Source organism: Hanstruepera sp. CR43 (assembly GCF_055227665.1).
The window spans coordinates 1,150,117-1,174,065 of sequence record NZ_CP200078.1 but is presented as its reverse complement, the minus strand read 5'-3'; the positions used below and the strand labels follow the sequence as shown (position 1 = coordinate 1,174,065).

Genomic DNA, 23,949 nt, shown 5'->3' with positions numbered 1-23,949 from the left:
GGAATCTAAATACTGTATTATGAGTGAAGAACAAATAAAAAATTTAGAAGAACAATTTGAAGCACGAATTTTACGTGATGATAAAATTGAACCCAAAGATTGGATGCCTGAAAAATACAGGCAAACCCATATACGTCAGATATCGCAGCATGCACATTCTGAAATTGTGGGAATGCTACCAGAGGGTAACTGGATAACCAGAGCACCTTCTTTAAGACGAAAAGTGGCGCTTCTGGCAAAAGTTCAGGATGAAGGCGGACATGGTCTGTATCTCTATAGTGCAGCTGAAACATTAGGTATTTCACGAGATGAAATGTTTGATCAATTGCACATTGGTAAGGCTAAATACTCATCCATATTCAATTATCCAGCCTTAACATGGGCCGATATGGGAGCAATTGGTTGGTTGGTTGATGGAGCAGCTATTATTAATCAGGTAGCGTTATGTGGAACATCTTATGGACCATACGCTAGAGCTATGGTTAGAATTTGTAAGGAAGAAAGTTTTCATCAAAGACAAGGCTATGAAATTATGCTAAAATTAGCTAATGGAACACCAGAGCAAAAGGACATGGCGCAAGATGCGCTCAATCGTTTTTGGTGGCCTTCTTTAATGATGTTCGGTCCCAAAGATGATGAATCACCACATACGGCGCAATCTATGAATTGGAAATTAAAAATAAAAACCAATGATGACTTGCGTCAACAATTTATTGACCAAACGGTACCTCAAGCCGACATTTTAGGTTTGACAATTCCAGATCCTGAATTAAAATGGAATGAAGCCAAGCAAGGTTATGACTTTGGAGAAATCAATTGGGATGAGTTTTGGCAAGTGGTAAAAGGTCATGGTCCATGTAATAAAGAACGTATGAAAGCAAGAGTTAATGCTTGGGAAAATGGCGCTTGGGTAAGAGATGCTGCCATGGCTTATGCCGATAAAAAGAATGAATTAAAAAATAAACAAGCGGTTTAGATATGTCAGATAAAAAGAACTGGCCTCTGTGGGAGGTCTTCGTGAGAAGTAAAAACGGATTGGAGCACCGTCATTTTGGAAGTCTTCATGCGGCTGATGCAGAAATGGCTCTTGAAAATGCTCGCGATGTTTACACACGTCGTAATGAAGGTGTGAGTATATGGGTAGTTGAATCAAAGCATATTACAGCTTCAAACCCAGAACACAACGGAGAGTTGTTTGAACCAGCTCAAGATAAGGTGTATCGTCACCCAACTTTTTATGATTTACCAGATGAAGTAAAACATATGTAATGAAAAACGAAAATTTATACAATTATATCCTTGGGATTGCTGACAATAATCTGATTTTAGGTCAGCGTTTGGGAGAACTTTGTGGACACGGCCCAACTTTGGAAACAGATATTGCATGTACTAATATCTCTCTGGATTTGTTAGGTCAAGTACGAAGCTTTTATCAATATGCTGCCAAATTTGCTGGAGATGGGCGAAAAGAAGATGATATCGCTATGCTGCGGAAAGAGCGAGATTATGTGAATGTGTTATTAGTGGAACAGCCCAATACCGATTTTGGCTATACCATAGCTAGACAATTTTTGTTTGATGTTTATCATTTTTTGATGCTAACTGAACTTGAAAAGAGTCAGGATTTAACGCTTTCGGCTATTGCAACCAAATCACTAAAGGAAGTTAGTTATCATAAGCGGTTTTCTTCAGATTGGATCAAGCGTTTGGGCGATGGGACACCAGAAAGTCATGAGCGTATTCAAACGGCCATAAATGATTTATGGACATATACCGATGAGTTGTTTCATCAAACAGAGGCCGATAAAATCATGGTAGCTGAAGGTATTGGTGTAGATGTTACGAAGTTAAAAGATGACTATTACAATCAAGTTGGAAATATCTTGGAAGAGGCTACCTTGGAAATTCCAGAAAGCAAATATTTTCAAAAAGGCGGCAAACAAGGTATTCACACCGAACATTTAGGCTATTTATTGGCAGAATTACAATATATGCAACGGGCATATCCCAATATGGAATGGTAACCAAATTCCTGTGTATACAGGAATCTTATAAAAAAATGTCACCTCGAGCCTAGTCGAGAGGTCTCAAAATGGTAACACAAGAACAACATATAGACGAAACCTTAATTCCAATTTTGGAACAAGTGTCAGACCCTGAAATTCCTGTGCTTTCCATTATGGATATGGGCGTTGTACGTTCAGCTGTTATTGAAAATAACCTAGTGAAAATTGAAATCACGCCAACCTACAGTGGTTGCCCAGCTATGGATGTCATTGGTGATGATATAAAAAGCGCCATGTCTCAAGCTGGTTATAAAGCTGAAGTTGAATTGATTTTACATCCTGCCTGGACAACCGATTGGATTACCCCAAAAGGAAGAGAAGCATTGGAAAAATATGGCATAGCGGCACCATTGGATGCGGAAGCTGATAAATCAGTTTTGCTTCATGGTAAAAAATTAGTTAAATGTCCGCAATGCGGTAGTAGAAATACGAAAATGATTAGTCAGTTTGGTTCAACAGCATGTAAAGCACAATTTCAATGTGAAGATTGCCAGGAACCATTTGATTATTTTAAATGTTTAAAGTAACATGGAAAAATCACCTCTATTAGGACTCCGAACGATCGTATACATGGTTGATGATTTGGATAAAGCAAAAGCTTGGTATGCCAAGGTATTTGAATCAAAACCTTACTATGATACAGTCTATTATGTAGGCTTTAATATTGGTGGTTATGAATTGGGATTGCATCCAAAAGAACGGGTTACTGGAACAGACAACGGAACCGTATTGACCTATTGGGGCGTTGATAATATAAGCGAGGTTTATAATAGATTGCTTGAAGCAGGAGCTACAACACATGAACCACCAAATAATGTGGGAGGCGATATTACTTTGGCTTCGGTCTATGACCCTTGGAAGAATATTATAGGGATTATTTATAATCCCCATTTTAAATTATAATGCATTCCCTCGGGAAGGCTTAATTAGTAAAAAAGGTATGAGCAGCAATTCAATTGCATTAAAAATTGAAAACAATATTGCGTACATCGCACTAAACCGACCTGAAGTATTCAACAGCTTTAATCGGGAAATGGCATTACGTTTACAGACTATTTTGGATGATTGCGAAACCAATCAAGAGGTTCGGGCCATCGTTTTAACTGGTAATGGAAAAGCCTTTTGTGCTGGGCAGGATCTTAAAGAAGTCACAACGCCAGAATTGAATCCTGGTTTTAAAAAGATATTGGAGGAGCATTACAACCCTATAATCACAAGAATAAGGAATATAAAAAAACCAATAATTGGCGCCATAAATGGTGTGGCCGCTGGAGCTGGAGCAAATATTGCCCTAGCTTGTGATGTTGTTGTGGCACATGAAAATGTCAGTTTTATTCAAGCCTTTAGTCTTATTGGACTGATACCTGATAGTGCGGGTACATTTTTCTTGCCGCGTTTAATTGGGCTTCAAAAAGCATCAGCATTAGCTATGTTAGGAGATAAGGTTTCGGCAGAAGAAGCTGAAAAAATGGGAATGATTTATAAAGTCATTCCATCTGATAGTTTTCAAGAGGAAGTGAACAAGTTAGCACTTAAAATGGCCAATATGCCAACATTGGCATTAGGGAAAATTAAGGAAGCTTTCAACCAATCGTTGACAAATAATTTGGAGCAACAATTGGCATTGGAATCAAAATTACAAATCGAAGCTGCTCAAACAGACGATTATACAGAAGGTGTTTCGGCATTTGTTGAAAAACGCAAACCAACTTTTAAAGGAAAATAATGAACGTAGGAATCATCGGTTCTGGAACTATGGGAAGTGGCATTGCTCAAGTGGCTGCCACTGCAGGTTGCCAGGTCAAATTATACGATACCAACCAAGCGGCTTTAGATAAAGCCAAAGATAGTTTAGAAAAAATATTGAGTCGATTAGTGGAGAAGGGACGTATCGATTCGGATGAAAAATCAAGAATACAAGGGAATATTACCTATGTGGATAGCTTAAAGGATTTAGGAGATTCCAACTTGACCATTGAAGCAATTATCGAAAACCTAGATATTAAAAAGAAAGTTTTTTTTGAATTAGAAAACTATTTGTCAGATGATTGTATTATCGCGTCAAATACGTCGAGTTTATCAATCGCATCCATAGCTGCATCACTAAAAAAACCAGATAGGTGTATTGGAATTCACTTTTTTAATCCAGCACCATTAATGAAGTTGGTTGAGGTTATTCCTGCTGTTCAAACTTCAAAGACGGTTTTAGATAAATCTGTTGAAACCATAAAAAGTTGGGGGAAAACTGTGGCTGTAGCTAAAGATACTCCTGGGTTTATTGTTAATCGTGTGGCAAGGCCATTTTATGGTGAATCCCTTCGTATTTATGAAGAAGGTATAGCTGATTTTGCGACGATAGACCATAGTTTAAAAACACTTGGTGGTTTTAGAATGGGACCATTTGAACTAATGGATTTCATAGGGAACGATGTTAATTATACGGTAACAGAAACCGTGTTTACGGCGTTCTATTTCGACCCAAGGTATAAACCAAGTTTTACCCAAAAACGATTTGCAGAAGCAGGTTATTTAGGACGAAAAATCTGGAAAAGGCTATTATGACTATTCAGAAGCTGCGATGAAATCTGAACCAAAACAAGATAAGGAATTATCACAATCAATTTTTGACCGTGTGTTAGTGATGCTAATCAATGAGGCGGCAGATGCCTTGTTTTTGAATATTGCTTCTGCTGAAGATATTGATAATGCCATGACAAAAGGGGTTAATTACCCAAAAGGCTTATTAGCATGGGCTGATGAAAAAGGTATTGATTGGTGTGTTGAAAAACTAGATGAGTTGTATAACGAGTATCACGAAGACCGCTATCGTTGTAGTCCATTATTGCGTAAAATGAAACGAAATAATTCAAAATTTTACTAACCATCAAAAACAGAATTATGAACACAACATTAAAAAACATTTTGGCTGTTATTTCAGGTATTATAATTGGCGGATTGGTTAACATGGGTATCATTACCATTAGTGGCTCCATCATTCCTCCACCAGAAGGAGCCGATTTGACTACCGCAGAAGGAATCAAGGCAGCAGCAGATTTGTTGGAAGCCAAACACTACATTATGCCATTTCTAGCGCATGCTATTGGAACATTGGTAGGTGCTTTAGTTGCGACTAAAATTGCAACCACCAATGAATTTATGAAAGCAATGATAGTGGGTGTGATATTCTTATTGGGAGGCATTTCAGCAGCATATATGATACCGTCACCAACATGGTTTATTGTTTTAGATTTAGCTGTAGCCTACATTCCAATGGCTTGGTTGGGTCACAAATTAGCTATTAAAAAATAATAAATTTTGAAGGGCGAACTCATACCACATAAAATGTTGAGTCTGGATCCATTCAGTACATGGTTGGGTATAGAAATATTGGAATGTGAAATTGGTCGTTGCCGAGTTGCAATGACTGTTAGAAGTGATATGTTAAATAGTATGGGCAAAGCTCATGGTGGCATTAGTTATGCATTAGCTGACACCGCTTTTGGATTTGCAGCCAATACACACGGGAAGTTTGCGGTATCCATCGAAACTAGTATTAATCATATTGAAGCATTGGAAGAAGGTGATTATTTGGTTGCCGAATCAGTCATTGATAAGGTGAATACTAAATTAGGATTTAATATCATAGAAGTCAAACGCGATGATGAATTGGTAGCCCTGTTTAAAGGAGTGGTTTATCGCACTCAAAAGGATTGGGAATAAGAAATTAGAATCATTAGAATGAAAGAAGCATATATAATAGATGGTGTTAGAACACCAATAGGAAATTACAAAGGGACCTTATCAGTCGTCCGTACAGATGATTTAGGAGCATTGGTCATTAAAGAAATTGTAAAGCGCAATCCTAACATCCCAAAAGAGGCTTACGACGATGTTATTTTAGGCTGTGCCAATCAAGCAGGCGAGGATAACCGTAACGTGGCACGCATGTGCTCCCTGTTAGCAGGATTACCATATACCGTTCCTGGTGAAACTGTTAATCGCTTGTGCAGTTCAGGTTTATCAGCCATTATTCATGCTAATAGAGCTATTAAAGCCGGAGATGGCGATCTTTTTATTTCCGGAGGTGTGGAAAATATGACCAGAGGTCCATATGTCATTGCCAAACCATCAAGTGCCTTTGGTACAGATGCCAAAATGTATGACAGTAGTTTCGGCTGGCGTTTTATAAATCCGATGATGGAAAAAATGTATGGGACAGATGGCATGGGAAATACGGCGGAAAACTTGGTGGAAATTCATAATATTTCACGTGAGGATCAGGACGCATTTGCATATTGGAGTCAAATGAAAGCAACCAAAGCGCAGGAAAATGGACGTTTAGCAAAGGAAATTGTTCCAGTGGCCATTCCGCAGCGTAAAAAAGACCCCATCGTGTTTTCAAAAGATGAATTTGTCAAACCAACAACCACAAAAGAGATATTAGCAAAGTTACGCCCTGCTTTTAAAAGCGAAGGCGGAAGTGTGACTGCTGGAAATTCATCTGGATTGAATGATGGTGCTGCAGCTACCATTATTGCATCAGACGAAGCGGTCAAAAAATATAATTTAAAACCATTGGCAAGAATCGTTAGTTCAGCTGTGGTTGGCGTAGAACCCAGAATTATGGGTATTGGTCCAGTTGAAGCTTCAAATAAAGCATTGGCTAAAGCAGGTCTTACCATAGAAGATATAGATATCATTGAGCTTAACGAAGCTTTTGCAGCTCAAGCTTTGGCATGCACCAGAGCTTGGGGATTAGCCGATGATGATCCTAGATTAAATCCAAATGGAGGATCCATTGCTATTGGTCATCCATTGGGTGTCACAGGAACTAGGATTGCTTATTCGGCTGCATTAGAATTACAAGAGCAAAATAAACGTTATGGCTTGGTCACGATGTGTGTGGGTGTTGGGCAAGGTTATGCCGCAATTATTGAAAATGTAAATATTAAATGATTTGTCATTCCGCGTTTGATGTGGAGTCTACTATAAAGTTTCAAGTATGAACAAAATAAAACATTATGTCCAAGGACAATGGACTGAAGGCAAAGAAGAAGGCATGCCTATTTATGATGCCATAACGGGTGAACATTTTACTAACTGGGCAGTAGAAGGATTGGATATTCCAGAGGTTCTGAATTATGGCCGAACAAAAGGAGGAGAGGTACTTCGTAAGATGACCTTTCAGGAGCGAGGAAACATGCTTAAGAGTCTCGCGTTATATTTAACCAAACGAAAGGAGGCTTTTTACGAATTAAGTTATCGAACAGGTGCGACAAAAGTAGATAGTTGGATAGATATTGAAGGTGGATTCGGTAATTTGTTCGCCAATGCATCTTTAAGAAAATTATTTCCTAATCAACCCTATCATGTTGAAGGTGATCCTATTGATTTATCACGTGGTGGACGATTTATGGCGCATCACATCATGGTCCCTAAGAAAGGGGTTGCTGTACATATCAATGCATTTAACTTCCCTGTTTGGGGCATGCTAGAAAAGTGTGCGGTTAACTGGATGGCTGGGGTGCCAGCAGTTGTTTTACCAGCACCCTCATCATCATATTTGGCAGAAGCTGTTGCAAGAGAAATTATTAATTCGGGTATCTTACCAGAAGGCGCTTTACAAATTATTAATGGTACTGTGACATCGATCTTAGATACGGTTGAATCTCAAGATGTTGTGACTTTTACTGGATCTGCTTCCACAGGAAGATTATTAAAAGCGCATCCAAGATTAATTCAGGAATCCGTGCCATTCACAATGGAAGCCGATTCCTTGAATGCTGCTGTTTTAGGTGAAGATGCAGTTCCAGGTACACCAGAATTCGATTTATTCATAAAAGAAGTAAGAAAAGAAATGACTGTTAAAGCTGGTCAAAAATGTACTGCTATTCGACGCATTATTGTACCTGAAAATTTGGTTGAAGATGTTCAGATTGCTCTAGGGAAAGAATTGGATAAAGTAACTATTGGTGACCCGCGATTAAAAGAGGTTCGCATGGGGTCCTTGGTTAGTAAACAACAAGTTGAAGCCGTTAGAAATTCTATTTCAGATATCGCCAAAGAAGCCGAAATAGTATATGGCAATTTAGATAAATTGGAGACCATTGGTGCTGATGCCAATAAAGGTGCTTTCATAAGCCCAGTATTATTTAGAACAAATGAGCCCTTTAAAAGTCACGCGGTTCATGAAAGAGAAGCTTTTGGTCCAGTAAGTACCATTATGCCTTACAAAACTCTGGATGAGGCTGTTCAGTTGGCGCAAATGGGTAAAGGATCTTTAGTGTCATCAATCGCAACTTTTGATGATAAAATAGCATCAGAATATGTTGTAAATGCAGCGAGTCATCACGGCCGTATTTTAGTCATTAATCGCGAAATGGCAAGAGAGAGTACAGGACATGGCTCACCACTACCTTATTTGGTTCATGGTGGTCCTGGACGTGCAGGTGGTGGTGAAGAAATGGGTGGTTTGCGAGGTATAAAACACTATTTACAACGTACAGCTATTCAAGGTACGCCTTCAACTATTACCGAAATTACCGGTATTTATCAGCAAAATGCCAAGTATAAAGACGCAGAGGATCATCTGTTTAAATACCATTGGGAGGATATCCAACCAGGAATGTCTTTAAAAACGCATAAGCGTACACTAACAGATTCCGACATTCAAAATTTTGCCAATTTAACTTGGGATCATTTTTATGCGCATACGGATATTACATCACTGGATGGTAGTATTTTTGAAAAACGTACGGCTCACGGTTATTTCATTATTTCGGCTGCAGCTGGTTTATTTGTATATCCAAACAAGGGTCCTGTAGCAGCAAATTATGGTTTGGATTCCATCCGATTTTTAAGACCCTTATATCACAACGATACCATTTATGTGCGATTGACTTGTAAAGAAAAAGTTGATAGAGATGTTAATGGTAAAGAACATCCAAGCGGTATTGTCAAGTGGCATGTTGAGGTATTCGATGCAAATTTTGAAAATAGACCAGCAAGTCAGAAGACCGATAAGGATAGTCCATTGGTAGCAGTAGCTACAATATTAACCATGGTCGAGAAAAAGCAACAGACTTTTGTTGAAATGACTAATGATAAAATCCATGAATGCCTAAACAAATTAACAGAAGATTCTAAACCGCTATGGGGAACCATGACGCCACAACAAATGGTCGAACATTTAGAATATACCTATAGAATTGCATCAGGTGACATTCAAGATTTTGATATAGCAACACCAGAAAAGATAATGGAAAAAGTGCATGCGACTTTATACAATTATGATAAAATGCCGCGTCAATATGATTTTCCATTAGCCGAAAAATCAAAGATAAAAGAAACCAAATATGATAGTTTGGAAGCCGCCAAATCCAAACTAATCGAATCTCGGGAAGCCTATTTGGAGTTTTTTAAAGAAAACCCAGAGGCTGTATTGAAAAATGCGGTGTTTGGCAACATGAACCGATATGAATGGTATTTATTGGAGCGTAAGCACTTGAATCACCATTTTGAACAATTTGAATTAATATAAATTGAAGTGTCATTCAGAGCGAAGGGAAGAATCTTATAAAAGATTGCCACGTCACTTTGTTCCTCGCAATGACAAAAACATAAAAATATGAGTGACCCATACGTAAAGTTAGAAATAGAAAACCAAGTAGGCTATATAGAATTTTTTCATCCTGCACATAATTCCTTGCCAGGTGATGTTTTGGCAGAATTAGCCCAAACTATAACCGATGCAGGAACAAATGATGCTATAAAAGTCATCGTATTAAAAAGTGGCGGAGACCGAACATTTTGTGCAGGCGCCAGTTTTAAAGAATTAATTAATATTAATGATGATGCCACGGGCAAAGTGTTTTTTTCTGGTTTTGCTAATGTGATTAACGCCATGCGAAAATGTCCGAAGTTTATTATTGGACGTATTCAAGGCAAAACAGTTGGAGGTGGAGTAGGATTGGCAGCCGCTACAGATTATTGCATGGCAACCAAGTTTGCAGCTATTAAATTAAGCGAATTGAATATTGGTATAGGACCTTTTGTAGTTGGGCCTGCTATTGAACGTAAAATGGGATTAAGTGCCATGTCTCAAATAGCCATTGATGCGAATACGTTTTATCCAACCGAATGGGCAAAAGAAAAAGGTTTGTTTACGCAAGTATTTGAAAGTACCGAAGCATTGGACGAAGCTGTCAAGACTACTGCAGAACATTTATGTACTTACAATCCTGAAGCTATGCAAGAGATGAAAGCCATTTTTTGGAAAGGCACTGAAGATTGGGATAACTTATTAGCTGAACGTGCTGCCATAAGTGGTCGTTTGGTGTTAAGTGAATTTACAAAAGAGACCTTAAAACGATTTAAGTAGTGATTTACGAATTTCAAGGTTACATACCCGTTGTTCACGAAAGCAGTTTTGTGCATCCACTAGCAGCGGTTACTGGGAATGTGATTATTGGTAAAAACTGTTATATAGGACCAGGAGCGGCCATTCGTGGTGATTGGGGACAGATTATTTTGGAAGACGGCGTGAATGTTCAAGAAAATTGCACTGTTCATATGTTTCCGGGAAAATCAATCACCTTAAAAGAAAGTGCTCATGTAGGTCATGGAGCTATTATTCATGGTGCAAATTTGGGAAGTAATTGCTTAATCGGTATGAATGCGGTTATCATGGACGATGCCAAAATAGGTGACGAAAGTATTGTGGGAGCTATGGCATTTGTAAAGGCTGAAACCAAAATACCCCCAAGAAGTTTAGTAGTAGGAAATCCAGCTAAAGTTGTTAAGGAAGTTAGTGATGATATGATTGCTTGGAAAACCAAAGGCACACGGTTGTATCAGCAACTACCAAAAGAGTGTCATGACACATTAAGGGAGGTAGAACCATTACGAGAAGTTCCTAAAGAGAGAAGGATGCAAGAAGATGTTTATCAAACACTTCGTGATTTTATGAGTAAATAATATGAAGTTTGAATTTAAAATGCCCAAATTGGGTGAAAGTATAACCGAAGCAGCCATTATAACATGGTTTAAGAATGTTGGTGATACCATTGAACAAGATGAAATGCTTTTGGAAGTCGCCACAGATAAAGTAGATTCAGAAGTACCGTCAACCGTTACAGGCGTTGTTGAGGAAATTCGGTATAAGGCAAATGAAGTTATTAAAATAGGAGAGACTATTGCTATAATCAAAACAGATGGTAAAGTTTCTGCATCTAAAAAGAAAGAAACACCTTTGAAGGTTGAAGAAAAGCCTCAAGTAAAACAAAAGGAAAATAAGAAAAGAACAGTATCAAAGGCGTCTATAGTCATGCCTTCGAGTGGCACGTCATTTACAATTTCTAACGAAGATCGATTCTTTTCACCATTGGTCATTTCAATTGCCAAACAACACCATATTAGTTTTGAAGAATTAGCTCGAATTCCAGCAACAGGAAAGGAAGGACGTTTACGAAAAAGTGATGTATTCAATTATATAGAAGAAGGTCGTCCGTATCAATTTGCCCAACCAATGCTTCAAGACCCTACGGCATATCGTATTCCACTGTTAAATTTTGATAAAGGCAAAGGTAAAATTGTGGAAATGGACAGAATGCGTCAAATGATTGCCGATCATATGGTGTATTCCAAACATACATCACCACATGTAACGGCCTATGTTGAAGCCGATTTGACTAATATGGTTAACTGGCGAAACAAACATAAACAGGCCTTTCATGAAAAATATGGCGAACGTTTAACCTTCACACCGTTATTTGTTGAGGCTGTTGCCAAAGCCATAAAAGATTTCCCAAATATCAATGCTTCTGTAGATGGAAAAAATATCATTGTTAAAGATGATATCAATATTGGCATGGCGACCGCTTTGCCAAGTGGAAACCTTATTGTACCTGTGGTTAGGAATGCGAATTCCAAGAATCTCAAGGAATTAGCCGCTAACGTCAATGATCTAGCTGAAAAAGCGCGTGACAATAAACTGAAAGCAGATGATATTCAGGGTAGCACATTTACAATTTCCAACGTGGGGACATTTGGAAGTGTTATGGGTACACCTATCATTAACCAACCTGAAGTAGCGATTTTAGCATTAGGAATTATAAAAAAGCGTCCTGAAGTAATTGAAACTAAAAAAGGCGATGAAATTGCTATTCGTAGTATGATGTATCTATCCTTGTCTTTTGATCATCGTGTGGTTGATGGATTTCTTGGAGGTAGTTTTGTACGACGGGTAGCCGATTATTTTGAACAATTTGATGTAGATAGAAAGATATGAACAAATCAATATTAAAAAAGGCATTTACAAATTTGGTTACTGCCAAAACTATGGCAGAATTATATGAAGCTAATTTTAAAGTGGTGTCTAAATATGTGCATGCCACGTCTCGTGGACACGAGGCTATTCAAACAGCATTAGGCATGCAATTACTGCCACAAGATTATGCCTTTCCTTATTATCGAGATGATGCCATGCTTCTGGCTTTTGGTATGCGTCCGTATGATTTAATGCTTCAAGTGTTAGCCAAGAAAGACGATCCGTTTTCTGGTGGCCGAACTTACTATTCTCACCCCAGTTTAAAAGATACTGATAAACCAAAAATCCCTCATCAATCTTCGGCTACAGGAATGCAAGCCATTCCAGCAACTGGTGTTGCCATGGGTATGCAATATTTAGAAAAGAAGAATTTAAGAAACCCAAATTTGGGTGATGCTGATTTATCTTCGGATTTACCAATTACGGTATGTAGTTTGGGAGATGCTTCTGTTACGGAAGGGGAAATTGCGGAGGCTTTTCAAATGGCCGCATTAAAGCAAATGCCTATTCTCTATTTAGTACAAGACAATGGTTGGGATATTTCGGCAAATGAAGCTGAAACCAGAGCGCAAAATGCAGCGGAGTATGCCCAAGGCTTTCATGGATTAGAAGCTATCTCTATAGATGGCGCTAATTTTATGGAGAGTTATGAAGCATTAGAAAAAGTTATTAAAACAATTCGACAAGAGCGACGACCATTTTTGGTACATGCTAAAGTTCCATTGTTAAATCACCATACGTCTGGTGTGCGTATGGAGTGGTATCGTGATGATTTAGAAGAGGCTAAATCACGTGATCCATACCCGGTTTTAAAACAGCAATTATTGGATAATGGTATCACACAGAAAGATATAGATAAGATTGAAGCTGATGTAAAAGCGTTAGTTGAAAGTGATTTTAAAAAAGCATTAAAAGCAGAAGATCCAAAGCCAGAAGATTTATTTACACATGATTTTGCTCCAACACCTATTTTAGAGGAAACAGGTGAGCGTTCACCAAAAGGAGCTGATAAGGTTGTTATGGTTGACTGTGCCTTGTTTGCTGTTGAAGAACTGATGAAAAAGTATCCTGAATGTTTACTCTATGGTCAAGATGTAGGAGGAAGACTTGGAGGAGTCTTTAGGGAAGCCGCAACATTGGCTCAAAAGTTTGGTGACGATCGTGTGTTTAATACCCCCATTCAAGAAGCGTTTATTGTGGGCTCTACAGTTGGGATGAGTGCTGTTGGATTAAAACCCATTGTTGAGGTTCAGTTTGCTGATTATATTTGGCCAGGATTAAACCAGTTATTTACGGAAGTAAGTCGTAGTTGTTATTTAAGCAATGGTAAATGGCCAGTAAGCATGATTTTGCGTGTACCTATTGGTGCGTATGGTAGTGGCGGACCTTATCACTCATCTTCAGTTGAAAGTGTTGTGACAAATATTAGAGGTGTAAAAATAGCCTATCCAAGTAATGGAGCTGATTTGAAAGGTTTGATGAAGGCTGCCTATCATGATCCTAATCCAGTGGTCATATTTGAGCATAAAGGTTTGTATTGGTCTAAAGTTCCAGGAACGCAAGGGGCCACATCTGTGGAACCAGCAGAAGATTATGTGTTACCTTTTGGAAAAGCTTGGCTATTACAAGAAATCTGGAAACAAGAAGATGTAGAAACCTGTACCATTGTTACATACGGCATGGGTGTACACTGGGCTTACAATGCTTCAGGAGAATTAAATATGCGGGATCAAATCGAGATTATTGATTTGAGAACATTGTATCCATTGGACGAGGATACTGTCATGAAGTCTGTAAAGAAAACAGGGAAATGTTTAGTCGTAACAGAAGAGCCTAGTAACAATAGTTTTGCTAGAGCCTTATCAGGAAAAATACAAGAAGCATGTTTTCAGTATTTAGATGCTCCTGTAATGACCATGGGAAGTGAGAATATGCCGGCAATTCCGTTAAATTCTACATTGGAACAAACTATGATTCCGTCTACTGAAAAAGTGAAAAAGAAAATACAATTCTTATTGAGTTATTAAATTTTCTTTTTAATACTTAACTTGGAGGGCAAAATAATCTTCAATGTTAACTAAAAAACGTTATTCTGTCCGAGATATCGTTATGTGGTCAAGATGGGAAACACTTATCTATTTTGGCTACGCAGGTATTATAACTGTTCTTTACAAGGTTTTTGGTTTTACTTTTTTAAATATGCCATGGACTCCCATCGCACTCATTGGTACGGCTGTAGCATTTATGGTGGGTTTTCAAAATAATTCGGCTTATGGACGTATATGGGAAGCCAGAAAAATTTGGGGCGCTATAGTCAACAGCTCCAGAACATGGGCCATGAAAGTTCAGGATATGGTATCAAATACCTACACCAGTCAACCAATTTCTGAAGTTGAATTAGCAAATCATAAAAAAACATTGGTTTATAGACATATAGCTTGGTTGACGGCTTTACGTTATGCCATGAGAGAAAAAAAATCATGGGAGACACAACATAAGGCCAAAACCAATCAGGAATGGTCAAAAATGATTCATATTCCTGAGGAAATCTCAAATTTAGAAGATAATTTATTGTTGTATTTATCTCCAGAGGAAGAAGCTTATGTTTTAAGTAAATCTAATAAGCAAACAGCCATATTGTTTTTACAATCAAAACATTTAAGGGAATTAAAGGAAAAAGGACTTATTTGGGGGTTTTCATTTCTGGAATTAGAAAATGTATTGGAAGAGTTATTTACCCATCAAGGTAAAACCGAACGTATCAAGAATTTTCCTTACCCTCGACAATATGCAAGTTTGGCATTATATTTAACTAGATTATTTGCTCTGCTGTTACCTTTTGGTATCATTCCTGAATTTGCTGAAATAGGTGAAACTATGGTGGATGATTTTTGGCATATTGGACAAAATTTTATTTGGCTAGGTATCCCATTTTGTGCAGCGGTTTCTTGGGCTTTCCATATCATGGAGCGAATGGCTAGGGCAGGAGAGAATCCTTTTGAAGGGACTTCAAATGATGTACCAATTTCGACAATAGCCAGAGGCATAGAAATTGATTTACGGCAGATGTTAGATGAAGATCCTGATTCTATTCCCAAACAATTTCCAGAAGAGCATAATGTACAGATGTGAGCTGTAGCTTAAGGGTTTCCTGACAATTTTCTCTGTATCATAATGTTATTTAACCGATATTTTGGTAGTATGAGGAATATTAAATATGTTCTAAATAAAATATTGATATATTTTGTATATTCAACCTCTTAAAATCAATAAAACTTAAAGTTATCATGAAGAAATACATTACATTATTTGGTGTTATTGCTTTGTTTTTTGTGGGAATGCAAAATTCAGTAGCGCAAGAGAAAAAACAGAGACCAGAAGAAATTGCTAAACTAAAAACTTATGAGCTTCATCAATTAGTTGATTTAACTGGTGAGCAACAAGGTGAGATTTTTAAGGTTTTTGTTGATGCTGAAAGCAATATGTCTGCTATTAATTCTCAAGGTCAAAATATACAGACATCTCAAAAGACAAAATCTGCTGTTCTTGAAAATACAAATACCAGAATCAAGGCTATTTTAAATGCTGAGCAATATGCTATTTATTTAAAATCGCTTGAGAAAGAAAAAGAAAAGGTTAAAAAATAAGTTTGAGTTAACTATTAAAAAAAAGCGGCTTAATGAAAGCCGCTTTTTTTATTTATTGTTTTTGAGGTGGGTATTTTTCTAAAATTTGTTTTACGAATTCTTTAATTCGAGCTTCTTTTTTATCAATATTATTAGATACACTCAAATAACCAACACCTTGTCCTTGCCAAACCAACTCTTTTTTATTGGCATCAATCAAATCAATGTATAAAACCCCTTCTGTTGAAGTAGAAACAGTATTGTAATTACCGTAAAAATAAGGATTCCAACCCCAACCCCAACCAGGGCCATAGAAGTTGTTGTAAACATCAATTTTTTCTCGTGATGAGGCAATAATACTAACCAGTAAATCAGGATTTTCAGATTTCGTAAATCCTTTTGCCAATAATTCGGATTCAATGGCTTTTAAAATGCGTCTTTTGTCCAAATCACTTATTTCAGCTTTATCAATCCCGGTTTTATAAAAAGCAAATGTTTGAAAATTGTCAAAATTCACTTGTTTGTCGTAATCTGCAACAACCCTAACAGAACTACATGAAGTTATAAAAAGGGTCAAGACAACCAAAATGGTCAGGTTATAAAATTTATTTTTCATAGCGTTTGTTTTAAATTAGATTATAACGAGTTTAGTAAATCCTTGTCTACAAAATTTGGTAACGTAACTTTTAAATCTGGATTGCCATCCATAGCACGTTTTATAGCGAAAATAGCACCTTCGTTTTTTGCCCAACTTCTACGCGATATACCATTATTAACATCCCAGAACAACATCGATTTTAAGCGTCTTTCCGCATCATTACTACCATCAAGAACCATGCCGAATCCACCATTCATAACTTCTCCCCAGCCTACGCCACCACCATTGTGAATACTCACCCAGGTAGCACCTCTAAAACTATCACCAATCACATTATGAATGGCCATATCGGCTGTAAAACGCGAGCCATCATAAATATTACTGGTTTCTCGGTATGGAGAATCGGTTCCAGATACATCGTGATGATCTCGGCCTAACACGACATAACCAATTTCACCTTTTGCTATAGCGTCATTGAAGGCTTTAGCTATTTTCATACGCCCTTCAGCATCAGCATACAAGATGCGTGCTTGTGAGCCTACAACCAATTTATTTTCTTGTGCGCCTTTGATCCATTGGATGTTATCGGCCATTTGCTGTTGAATTTCTTTTGGAGAATGCTTCATAATGTCCTCTAAAACTTCGCAAGCAATGGCATCTGTTTTAGCTAAATCTTCTGATTTACCAGAAGCACATACCCAACGAAAAGGACCAAAACCATAATCAAAACACATGGGTCCCATGATGTCTTGAACATAACTTGGGTATTTAAATTCACGCCCAATCGTTGGATTATTGGACATTACATCTGCTCCGGCTCGGGAGGCTTCCAATAAAAAGGCGTTTCCATAATCAAAGAAATAGGTGCCCTTTTCTGTATGTTTATTGATAGCTGCCGCATGACGACGAAGACTTTCTTGAACTTTGGTTTTAAAAAGTTCCGGATTGTTAGCCATCAAATCATTGGATTCTTCAAATGACAAACCCACTGGATAGTAACCACCAGCCCAAGGGTTATGTAAGGAAGTTTGATCACTTCCTAAATCAATATGGATATTAGCTTCATTAAATTTTTCCCAAACTTCAACGACATTGCCTAAATAGGCTATCGAAACCGTTTCTTGGTTTCTTTGAGCTAAATTCACACGTTCAACCAACTGATTCAAATCAGTTATTTTTTCATCTATCCACCCTTGATCTAAACGTATTTGAGTGATTTTAGGATTCACCTCGGCACAGATTGTGATGCAACCTGCAATATTACCTGCTTTGGGTTGTGCACCAGACATACCTCCCAAACCAGAGGTAACAAATATGTTTCCTTTGGGTGATTTGTTTATTTTTCTAAAGCCATTTAAGACGGTTATGGTGGTCCCGTGAACAATTCCTTGAGGTCCAATATACATATAGCTACCCGCGGTCATTTGCCCATATTGAGTAACCCCAAGGGCATTGAATTTTTCCCAGTCATCAGGTTTGGAGTAATTGGGAATCATCATCCCATTAGTAACGACTACTCGAGGTGCGTCTTTATGAGATGGAAATAATCCCATTGGATGACCAGAATACATCACTAACGTTTGCTCATCGGTCATGGTTGCCAAATATTGCATCGTTAACAAATATTGCGCCCAATTGGAGAAAACCGCACCATTACCACCATAGGTAATCAATTCATGAGGGTGTTGGGCTACAGCATAATCCAAGTTATTTTGAATCATGAGCATTATTGCTGCAGCTTGTTTGCTTTTTGCGGGATATTCCTTTATAGGCCTAGCATACATTTTGTAATCTGGACGAAAACGATACATGTAAATACGGCCAAATGTTTCGAGTTCTTTTTTAAATTCGGGAAGTAATGTAGCATGGTGTTTCGATTCAAAATAGCGTAAGGCATTTTGTAACGCTAATTTTTTCTCTTCATCAGAAAGGATATCCTTTCGTTTTGGTGCATGGTTGATGGTTGCATCAAATGGTTCTATATTGGGTAAAATATCAGGAATACCCTGTAGTATATGTTCTTGAAATGTCATTTAATTTATGTTTTAATCAATAATATCATCTAAATTATAAGTCTGAATTTAGATAGAAACTATGGATAGCGGATATCAACACGATGGTGGGTGTTGGCAACTTTAATACGGTATGTCATTAAAAGAATGTCCAAATCCTTTATTGTGAATTTGTTTTTTTGTTGTAGCCATACGGACAATGTCTACAACCACTTTCGCAACAATACCCGCGTTTTAAATGGTATTGTTCGGTGAAACAACGATACCCTTCAGGTGTCCAGTAAAAATCACCTTCTTCAATAGGTATTATTTTTTTCATACCACAAAGATAATGTAATTTGGATTGATTTTTGATTGTTGTAAAATATGATTTTGATTTCAAAATATTTGATACCTGGAGGCTATATTGGAATTTCAATATTTCCATTTATCATCTTAAAATATCGCACAAATAAGCAGGATAGGATATTGATTAACCATGAACGGATTCATTTGCGTCAACAATTGGAGTGTCTGATTGTAATATTTTATATTTGGTATATCTTGGAGTTTTTGGTCAAGTTCATGATGTACAAAAACTGGCAAATGACGTATCAAAATTTGTCATTTGAAAGAGAAGCATATCAACATGAAAAAGACCTTGACTATCTAAAGTCAAGGTTCTTTTGGGCATTTATAAAATATTTGTGATTTTTATTTTAATACAACTTTTTGAATTTTTTGACTGCCGTCCATCAAAGTAACTTTAACCAGTAATACATTACCTTGCCCGATATGGTTTATTTTTAATTCATTTAGGTTTAGTTGTTTTTTGTCAATCAAAGTTCTACCTAAAAGGTCATAAACAGTTACTTTGTCAATAGTACTTGTGTTGGAGACAACTTTAATATAGTTGTTATTAGGTGTGGAAATACTAATTTCAGAATCATTAATAAAATCGGTAGTTGAAAGGGGATTGCTGGTAAATCTGATTCGGAATCGGTTTGTAAATTCCCCTAGTTGATTAGCTATAAAGAAATATGGAGTATCACTCAATTCATGAACAATGTTTAGTTCGAGATCTTCTAAATAGATATTTTGATTTTCAGTTTCAAATAGCCCATCAATTTCTTGAATGTTTATGGCATATTCGCCTTCTTCATCCAGAATTATTCCCAATGGAATTATATCATTTTCATCAAAAGGGACTGATCTGCCTTGAATGCTGAATCTTTTGTCACTATTCTCTATTATGGAATATATTTTTTTATTACTTCCATTCATGAATTTAGCATCAAAAAGTTTGTCTTTACTGTTACTGGCTCCATATACATAACCAACTAATGTCGTACTAACATTTCTGGATGGAGGTATTAAATCTAACCAGATTCTGTGGCGTTCCCTATCATGATCTCCCATATATTGATTAGAAACTCTAAAGAATTGAACACCTGATTCAAAACTCCGATCTCGCATACTATTATTAAACACTAAATTAGTTCCAGAAGTGCTGGCATCATCCATAAGCACAAAAAATCCCTGTCCGGAACCTATGTATCCATTAAAGCCCCCAGTAGACCCCGTATAGTTATATTCTGTGTAGTCTTCTATATCATAATTAAATACAAATTCTCCAAAGAATGGACTATTACCTCGTCTTATTTTAGTCCCATGTGTCCATAAATAAACAGTTCCTTCAATTCTAGAATTTAAATCAGAATTTTCTTCTAAAAACAATTCAGCACTTAATGCCGATGGGTAAGGATTTCCTACTAAATTCCAATTATCATCATCCTCTGTATAATCAGTTCCATTAGTGCCACCATTACCTGCACCACTACAGCCGTTGCCAATACAATCACCTCTTAATAAAGGTATTGTAATAATACCATTGTGAGGTGTACCCTGAAATGTTGCTGTGTTCCATGCGGCAGTATCATTTGTTCCATTACCTTCCGGACCACCTCTTACAATATAGCCCTTTCCGGCAACCATGTTTTCGGTAGTTGCGGACCAATTGCCGTATTGTGTGGCACTATCTACGAATATTGTTGGAATCCACTCAAAAATATTGGGAGTATTTAATATACTGGTCACAGCAAAATTTGCAACTGGAGAAGACCAATAAACATAATCGCGACTTCGTACAAAAGTGTTTCTATTTAAAGTTAAATTTCCGGTTCCAGTATTGACTGCACTATCATCTACCTGAATTAGACTACCACTTACACTGGAACTACTGCCGTCAACGGCTCCATTAATACCCTCTAAAACAATTTCTCCTAAAGCATCTATGTTAACCAAATCAACGACTGTCAGGGTTGCACCAGCATTTATTGTTAAAAGAGCATCATCTTTTACAGATAGACTAAATGCATCACCATCTATACCACTTGTTATTATTGGATCGATAGGTTTATCAGGAATAATGACACAATTCGTATTATCAGGAACACCATTAGGTTTCCAATTGTTGGCATCATTCCAATTAGAAGATAGTCCTTGCCATACTTTAGTTTTATTTTGTACGGTAACATCTTTATTAATAACACAGCCATTGGTTAACGTGGCATTGGCCGTAAAGGTAAAATTTGGATCTTCTAATTGAGTTATTGATGGTTTAATGTAAATCGTTCCAAGAGTTGCAGTTCCTGTAACATAAGGTATTGTTGCTGCTGGATCCGTAAAGGCATCAATTGTTGTGGCACTTGTCCATGTGAATGATGGTATTAAATCTCTAGTGCCATATAGTCTAATGTTATCAATAGCCACGCCATCACACCAGGCTGCGTAATAATAGACTCTTACTTGAAAATTTGGTTCATTAACATAAGCAGATAAATCTAATGACCTATTTTCAAAATTTGTTCCATAACCAATATCATTATCATACACTTGAATATTAGTCCAATTAGTGCCCCCATCAATTGAAACGTCAATATATACAAATTCATATAAGCCAGGATTTGTGTTATCATAGACATATCTTGAAAAATACATATCAAAATCTAGAGTCAAATCATTGAAATTAGAAGTATCAACGGAAGGTGATTCGAGTGAATTTTCAATATAATAAGTAGGATTGACATCGGAAGTAGACATAGCAAAGCCATTAGTGCCAAAACCCGATGAAATTGCAGGAAACCAAACGTAATTTGCTGGTACATAGGTGCTAGCTTGATATTGCCATTCGGATAAATTATCAATAGCAACTCCATTGGCATCATAGTTGACGCTGGTGAAAACTCCTAAATTACCACTTTCAAAATCCTCATCTATTAAAAAGGCAAGTTCTGTATCACCGGTTGCTGAAATTTCAATAATATTATTTTCTCCACATATATTATTATCTGAATTAATTGTTAATTCAGAGACAGGGTTAACAGTTGCTATAATTTCGGTTCTAACTAAAGATTCACAACTGCCATTAGTTGCCGTAACCCAGTAAGTTGTCGTTTGGGAAACAACTGGCGTAAAAGTGCCAGAAGCAGTAGTCGTTATTAAATTACCTCCGGTTTCAGAATCATACCAATTATAACCATTGACTCCTGCAGATCCTGTTACCGACAAGGTAACTGAACCAGGACCACAAGTTGCGCCTTCAGTTAAACTAGTAATTTTAGCTGGACAACTTTGTACTACAGTGAATAGGTAATCTTCGGCTTCTCCCAAGCGATAATCTCCATCATTTGGATTTCCAGTAGCATCATTCCAAAAATCGAAAAACTCGCAAGCATTAAAGTCATAATTCCAATTATCGGTTGCTGAATTGTAAAATCTGATTCTAATTCTGTAATCACCAATTGGTTGATTTGCTGGAATAATAAAACCAAATGTTGTGGTAGTAGTTCCAATGCCACCACTATCATATACCTCTTCAGTGGTAAAATCAAAAGCATCATCTTTGTTCCAATCTACCCAGGCCTTCCATCTGCCTCTACCATTTTCTGCTCCTACATAAATATTAACGCCTTCTCCTTGTGCCTGAATGCTGTTTGTTAAACCTGTCCAATCTGTATATCCCGAAACAGAATTGCCAGAATTTAAATTAGACACATCATTAAGCGTCCCTATAAATTCAACATCATCAATATATTTGACCGTAGCACCATAAGAAACCAATTCATTTGATGGCGTACAATAAACAGAACTTGTTGTGGTCGTGCTCCCAGATAATGGGGTCGTGTTGTTATAAAAAGGACCACCTAAGCAACCAGTATTGAAGGAAAAGACATAAATGTAGTAGGTTGTTGATGGGTTTAATCCCGCTGCCGTGAATGTTGTATTGCTGTCATTATCCACTACCGTATATCCTGCTCCAATTGTATCCCCTATATTATAAGTTGTTCCATTAACCGGACTTGGAGGTGTTGCTGATGTACTAATAACCACCAAATAATTATCGGGTTGGTTGGCACCAGGAACATTAAAAGACCCGTTAATAGTGTCGCCAGTAGAAGTAAGCGATAAATTTGTTGGTTGATCCGGAGTTGTACAAGGTGTCAAAAGGGTACCATTAACAACAATATCATCAACTACAAAACCAAGATTATCCCCACCATTGTTATCAGTAATCCAGCTAAAACCTAAATGAAAAACTTGACCGTCCAATATAGATAAGTCCAGATTTGTTACCGATTGAACGGTATTCTGGTTTAAATAATCACCAGGAATAGTAAACCAATTATTACCACCGTCAGTTGAATAGACAACATTTCCATAATCTGAACCAGTTTCACCACCTGCAATCCAATTAAAATCTAAAGTCACATTAATATAGTTAGTCGCATCTATAGCGACAGTGTGATAGCCCAGTGTAAAAGCTCTTCTATTAGTTGCATATTGCGGTAGAGTACCTGAAGTAGCAGTGTTATTTTGGCTGACAGCCATTGAGTAATTGCCGCTTATAACATTACAACGTGAATTATCAAAAATCCACCAATAATTATCATTGGTTTGAGCAGTAAATTGAGCACTTTCCCAATTTAAATAGGCGGCAACACTCAATTCATGTTCTGCTTGAACAGGTGCAGTTGACGAAGCGGCTTCAAAGTCTTCTGTAAATATTTGACTATATCCATTAACTTGGATGAATAAAGCCAAAATAAAAATGTACAAAAATGTATTTTTCTTCATAATCTACCCCATTAAATTAAAAGCTTCATTTAAATTACTAAAAATTAAGTGTTTAAGCTAATTTTGTTAACAATTTTATGCAATTTATTCTCAATAGAAAATCAATTTCGGTGAACGACGAATATTTTATTTGAAAATCATTTATTATTGAAAATCAGTACAATAAAAAAAGGACCTTGAAATTTTCAAGGTCCTTTTGAGGGAA

At 37.1% G+C, this 23,949-nt stretch carries 20 protein-coding genes and 1 pseudogene; 17 read left to right on the top strand and 4 right to left on the bottom strand.

Annotation, left to right across the window (positions count from 1 at the left end; all coding sequences use genetic code 11):
• The first annotated feature begins 19 nt into the window (after nt 1-19).
• The 17 genes and pseudogenes from paaA to ACKXGU_RS05220 all read left to right on the top strand — a co-directional run bounded on the left by paaA (nt 20) and on the right by ACKXGU_RS05220 (nt 16,040).
• Nucleotides 20-976, top strand: coding sequence for a 1,2-phenylacetyl-CoA epoxidase subunit PaaA (paaA, locus tag ACKXGU_RS05300; RefSeq protein WP_463467014.1), 957 nt, complete (start codon nt 20-22; stop codon nt 974-976).
• 2 nt (nt 977-978) lie between these two features.
• Nucleotides 979-1,269, top strand: a complete 291-nt coding sequence (paaB, locus tag ACKXGU_RS05295) for a 1,2-phenylacetyl-CoA epoxidase subunit PaaB (RefSeq protein WP_103051536.1) — start codon at nt 979-981, stop codon at nt 1,267-1,269.
• Nucleotides 1,269-2,024, top strand: coding sequence for a 1,2-phenylacetyl-CoA epoxidase subunit PaaC (paaC, locus tag ACKXGU_RS05290; RefSeq protein ID WP_463467013.1), 756 nt, complete (start codon nt 1,269-1,271; stop codon nt 2,022-2,024). The genes paaB and paaC overlap by 1 nt, the downstream gene beginning before the upstream one ends.
• A gap of 68 nt (nt 2,025-2,092) precedes the next feature.
• Entirely contained in the window at nt 2,093-2,593 is a 501-nt protein-coding gene (gene paaD / locus ACKXGU_RS05285; RefSeq protein WP_463467012.1) for a 1,2-phenylacetyl-CoA epoxidase subunit PaaD, read from the top strand.
• A gap of 1 nt (nt 2,594) precedes the next feature.
• Nucleotides 2,595-2,969 carry a VOC family protein gene (locus tag ACKXGU_RS05280; protein WP_463467011.1) on the top strand — a complete coding sequence of 125 codons (375 nt, stop codon included), beginning with the start codon at nt 2,595-2,597 and terminating at the stop codon, nt 2,967-2,969.
• Between the two features lie 37 nt (nt 2,970-3,006).
• Nucleotides 3,007-3,792, top strand: coding sequence for an enoyl-CoA hydratase-related protein (locus ACKXGU_RS05275; protein ID WP_463467010.1), 786 nt, complete (start codon nt 3,007-3,009; stop codon nt 3,790-3,792).
• A pseudogene (locus ACKXGU_RS05270) lies at nt 3,792-4,947 on the top strand (3-hydroxyacyl-CoA dehydrogenase NAD-binding domain-containing protein). Before ACKXGU_RS05275 ends, ACKXGU_RS05270 begins: the two are co-directional and overlap by 1 nt.
• A gap of 17 nt (nt 4,948-4,964) precedes the next feature.
• A complete protein-coding gene (locus ACKXGU_RS05265) occupies nt 4,965-5,375 on the top strand; it encodes a hypothetical protein (protein ID WP_463467009.1) in 411 nt (136 codons plus the stop codon).
• Between the two features lie 6 nt (nt 5,376-5,381).
• Nucleotides 5,382-5,786 (top strand): PaaI family thioesterase, encoded by a 405-nt coding sequence (locus ACKXGU_RS05260; RefSeq protein WP_463467008.1) that lies wholly within the window; start codon nt 5,382-5,384, stop codon nt 5,784-5,786.
• An 18-nt stretch (nt 5,787-5,804) separates the two neighbouring features.
• Nucleotides 5,805-7,022 carry a 3-oxoadipyl-CoA thiolase gene (pcaF, locus tag ACKXGU_RS05255; protein WP_463467007.1) on the top strand — a complete coding sequence of 406 codons (1,218 nt, stop codon included), beginning with the start codon at nt 5,805-5,807 and terminating at the stop codon, nt 7,020-7,022.
• A gap of 46 nt (nt 7,023-7,068) precedes the next feature.
• Nucleotides 7,069-9,606, top strand: coding sequence for a phenylacetic acid degradation bifunctional protein PaaZ (paaZ, locus tag ACKXGU_RS05250; RefSeq protein WP_463467006.1), 2,538 nt, complete (start codon nt 7,069-7,071; stop codon nt 9,604-9,606).
• 87 nt (nt 9,607-9,693) lie between these two features.
• Complete coding sequence (locus ACKXGU_RS05245; protein ID WP_463467005.1) at nt 9,694-10,446, top strand: enoyl-CoA hydratase/isomerase family protein; 753 nt, start codon at nt 9,694-9,696, stop codon at nt 10,444-10,446.
• Nucleotides 10,446-11,042 carry an acyltransferase gene (locus tag ACKXGU_RS05240; protein ID WP_463467004.1) on the top strand — a complete coding sequence of 199 codons (597 nt, stop codon included), beginning with the start codon at nt 10,446-10,448 and terminating at the stop codon, nt 11,040-11,042. The genes ACKXGU_RS05245 and ACKXGU_RS05240 overlap by 1 nt, the downstream gene beginning before the upstream one ends.
• Before the next feature lies 1 nt (nt 11,043).
• On the top strand, nt 11,044-12,354 hold the full coding sequence (locus tag ACKXGU_RS05235; protein ID WP_463467003.1) for a dihydrolipoamide acetyltransferase family protein: 1,311 nt from the start codon (nt 11,044-11,046) through the stop codon (nt 12,352-12,354).
• The gene (locus ACKXGU_RS05230; RefSeq protein WP_463467002.1) at nt 12,351-14,420 is read left to right on the top strand and encodes an alpha-ketoacid dehydrogenase subunit alpha/beta; all 2,070 of its coding nucleotides are present in this window, start codon (nt 12,351-12,353) and stop codon (nt 14,418-14,420) included. The genes ACKXGU_RS05235 and ACKXGU_RS05230 overlap by 4 nt, the downstream gene beginning before the upstream one ends.
• A 43-nt stretch (nt 14,421-14,463) precedes the next feature.
• Nucleotides 14,464-15,525, top strand: a complete 1,062-nt coding sequence (locus ACKXGU_RS05225; RefSeq protein ID WP_463467001.1) for a bestrophin family protein — start codon at nt 14,464-14,466, stop codon at nt 15,523-15,525.
• 155 nt (nt 15,526-15,680) lie between these two features.
• Nucleotides 15,681-16,040, top strand: coding sequence for a hypothetical protein (locus ACKXGU_RS05220; protein WP_463467000.1), 360 nt, complete (start codon nt 15,681-15,683; stop codon nt 16,038-16,040).
• 52 nt (nt 16,041-16,092) lie between these two features.
• Here the strand turns inward: ACKXGU_RS05220 and ACKXGU_RS05215 are convergent, their stop codons facing one another.
• The 4 genes from ACKXGU_RS05215 to ACKXGU_RS05200 form a co-directional block, all read right to left on the bottom strand.
• Complete coding sequence (locus ACKXGU_RS05215) at nt 16,093-16,635, bottom strand: DUF4136 domain-containing protein (protein ID WP_463466999.1); 543 nt, start codon at nt 16,633-16,635, stop codon at nt 16,093-16,095.
• 20 nt (nt 16,636-16,655) lie between these two features.
• Nucleotides 16,656-18,650, bottom strand: coding sequence for a urocanate hydratase (locus tag ACKXGU_RS05210; RefSeq protein ID WP_463466998.1), 1,995 nt, complete (start codon nt 18,648-18,650; stop codon nt 16,656-16,658).
• A 139-nt stretch (nt 18,651-18,789) separates the two neighbouring features.
• Nucleotides 18,790-18,948, bottom strand: a complete 159-nt coding sequence (locus tag ACKXGU_RS05205) for a DUF5522 domain-containing protein (RefSeq protein WP_165780073.1) — start codon at nt 18,946-18,948, stop codon at nt 18,790-18,792.
• Between the two features lie 374 nt (nt 18,949-19,322).
• Nucleotides 19,323-23,744, bottom strand: a complete 4,422-nt coding sequence (locus tag ACKXGU_RS05200) for an Ig-like domain-containing protein (protein WP_463466997.1) — start codon at nt 23,742-23,744, stop codon at nt 19,323-19,325.
• Between the last annotated feature and the right edge of the window lie 205 nt (nt 23,745-23,949).

Bases quoted from the DNA above. Each gene is read 5' to 3' on its own strand.
- ACKXGU_RS05225 (WP_463467001.1), top strand. From the start codon at position 14,464: ATGTTAACTAAAAAACGTTATTCTGTCCGAGATATCGTTATGTGGTCA.
- ACKXGU_RS05265 (WP_463467009.1), top strand. From the start codon at position 4,965: ATGAACACAACATTAAAAAACATTTTGGCTGTTATTTCAGGTATTATA.
- paaD (WP_463467012.1), top strand. From the start codon at position 2,093: ATGGTAACACAAGAACAACATATAGACGAAACCTTAATTCCAATTTTG.
- ACKXGU_RS05220 (WP_463467000.1), top strand. From the start codon at position 15,681: ATGAAGAAATACATTACATTATTTGGTGTTATTGCTTTGTTTTTTGTG.
- ACKXGU_RS05235 (WP_463467003.1), top strand. From the start codon at position 11,044: ATGAAGTTTGAATTTAAAATGCCCAAATTGGGTGAAAGTATAACCGAA.
- ACKXGU_RS05245 (WP_463467005.1), top strand. From the start codon at position 9,694: ATGAGTGACCCATACGTAAAGTTAGAAATAGAAAACCAAGTAGGCTAT.
- pcaF (WP_463467007.1), top strand. From the start codon at position 5,805: ATGAAAGAAGCATATATAATAGATGGTGTTAGAACACCAATAGGAAAT.
- paaA (WP_463467014.1), top strand. From the start codon at position 20: ATGAGTGAAGAACAAATAAAAAATTTAGAAGAACAATTTGAAGCACGA.
- ACKXGU_RS05275 (WP_463467010.1), top strand. From the start codon at position 3,007: ATGAGCAGCAATTCAATTGCATTAAAAATTGAAAACAATATTGCGTAC.
- ACKXGU_RS05200 (WP_463466997.1), bottom strand. From the start codon at position 23,744: ATGAAGAAAAATACATTTTTGTACATTTTTATTTTGGCTTTATTCATC.
- ACKXGU_RS05215 (WP_463466999.1), bottom strand. From the start codon at position 16,635: ATGAAAAATAAATTTTATAACCTGACCATTTTGGTTGTCTTGACCCTT.
- ACKXGU_RS05230 (WP_463467002.1), top strand. From the start codon at position 12,351: ATGAACAAATCAATATTAAAAAAGGCATTTACAAATTTGGTTACTGCC.
- ACKXGU_RS05280 (WP_463467011.1), top strand. From the start codon at position 2,595: ATGGAAAAATCACCTCTATTAGGACTCCGAACGATCGTATACATGGTT.
- ACKXGU_RS05205 (WP_165780073.1), bottom strand. From the start codon at position 18,948: ATGAAAAAAATAATACCTATTGAAGAAGGTGATTTTTACTGGACACCT.
- paaB (WP_103051536.1), top strand. From the start codon at position 979: ATGTCAGATAAAAAGAACTGGCCTCTGTGGGAGGTCTTCGTGAGAAGT.
- paaZ (WP_463467006.1), top strand. From the start codon at position 7,069: ATGAACAAAATAAAACATTATGTCCAAGGACAATGGACTGAAGGCAAA.
- paaC (WP_463467013.1), top strand. From the start codon at position 1,269: ATGAAAAACGAAAATTTATACAATTATATCCTTGGGATTGCTGACAAT.
- ACKXGU_RS05210 (WP_463466998.1), bottom strand. From the start codon at position 18,650: ATGACATTTCAAGAACATATACTACAGGGTATTCCTGATATTTTACCC.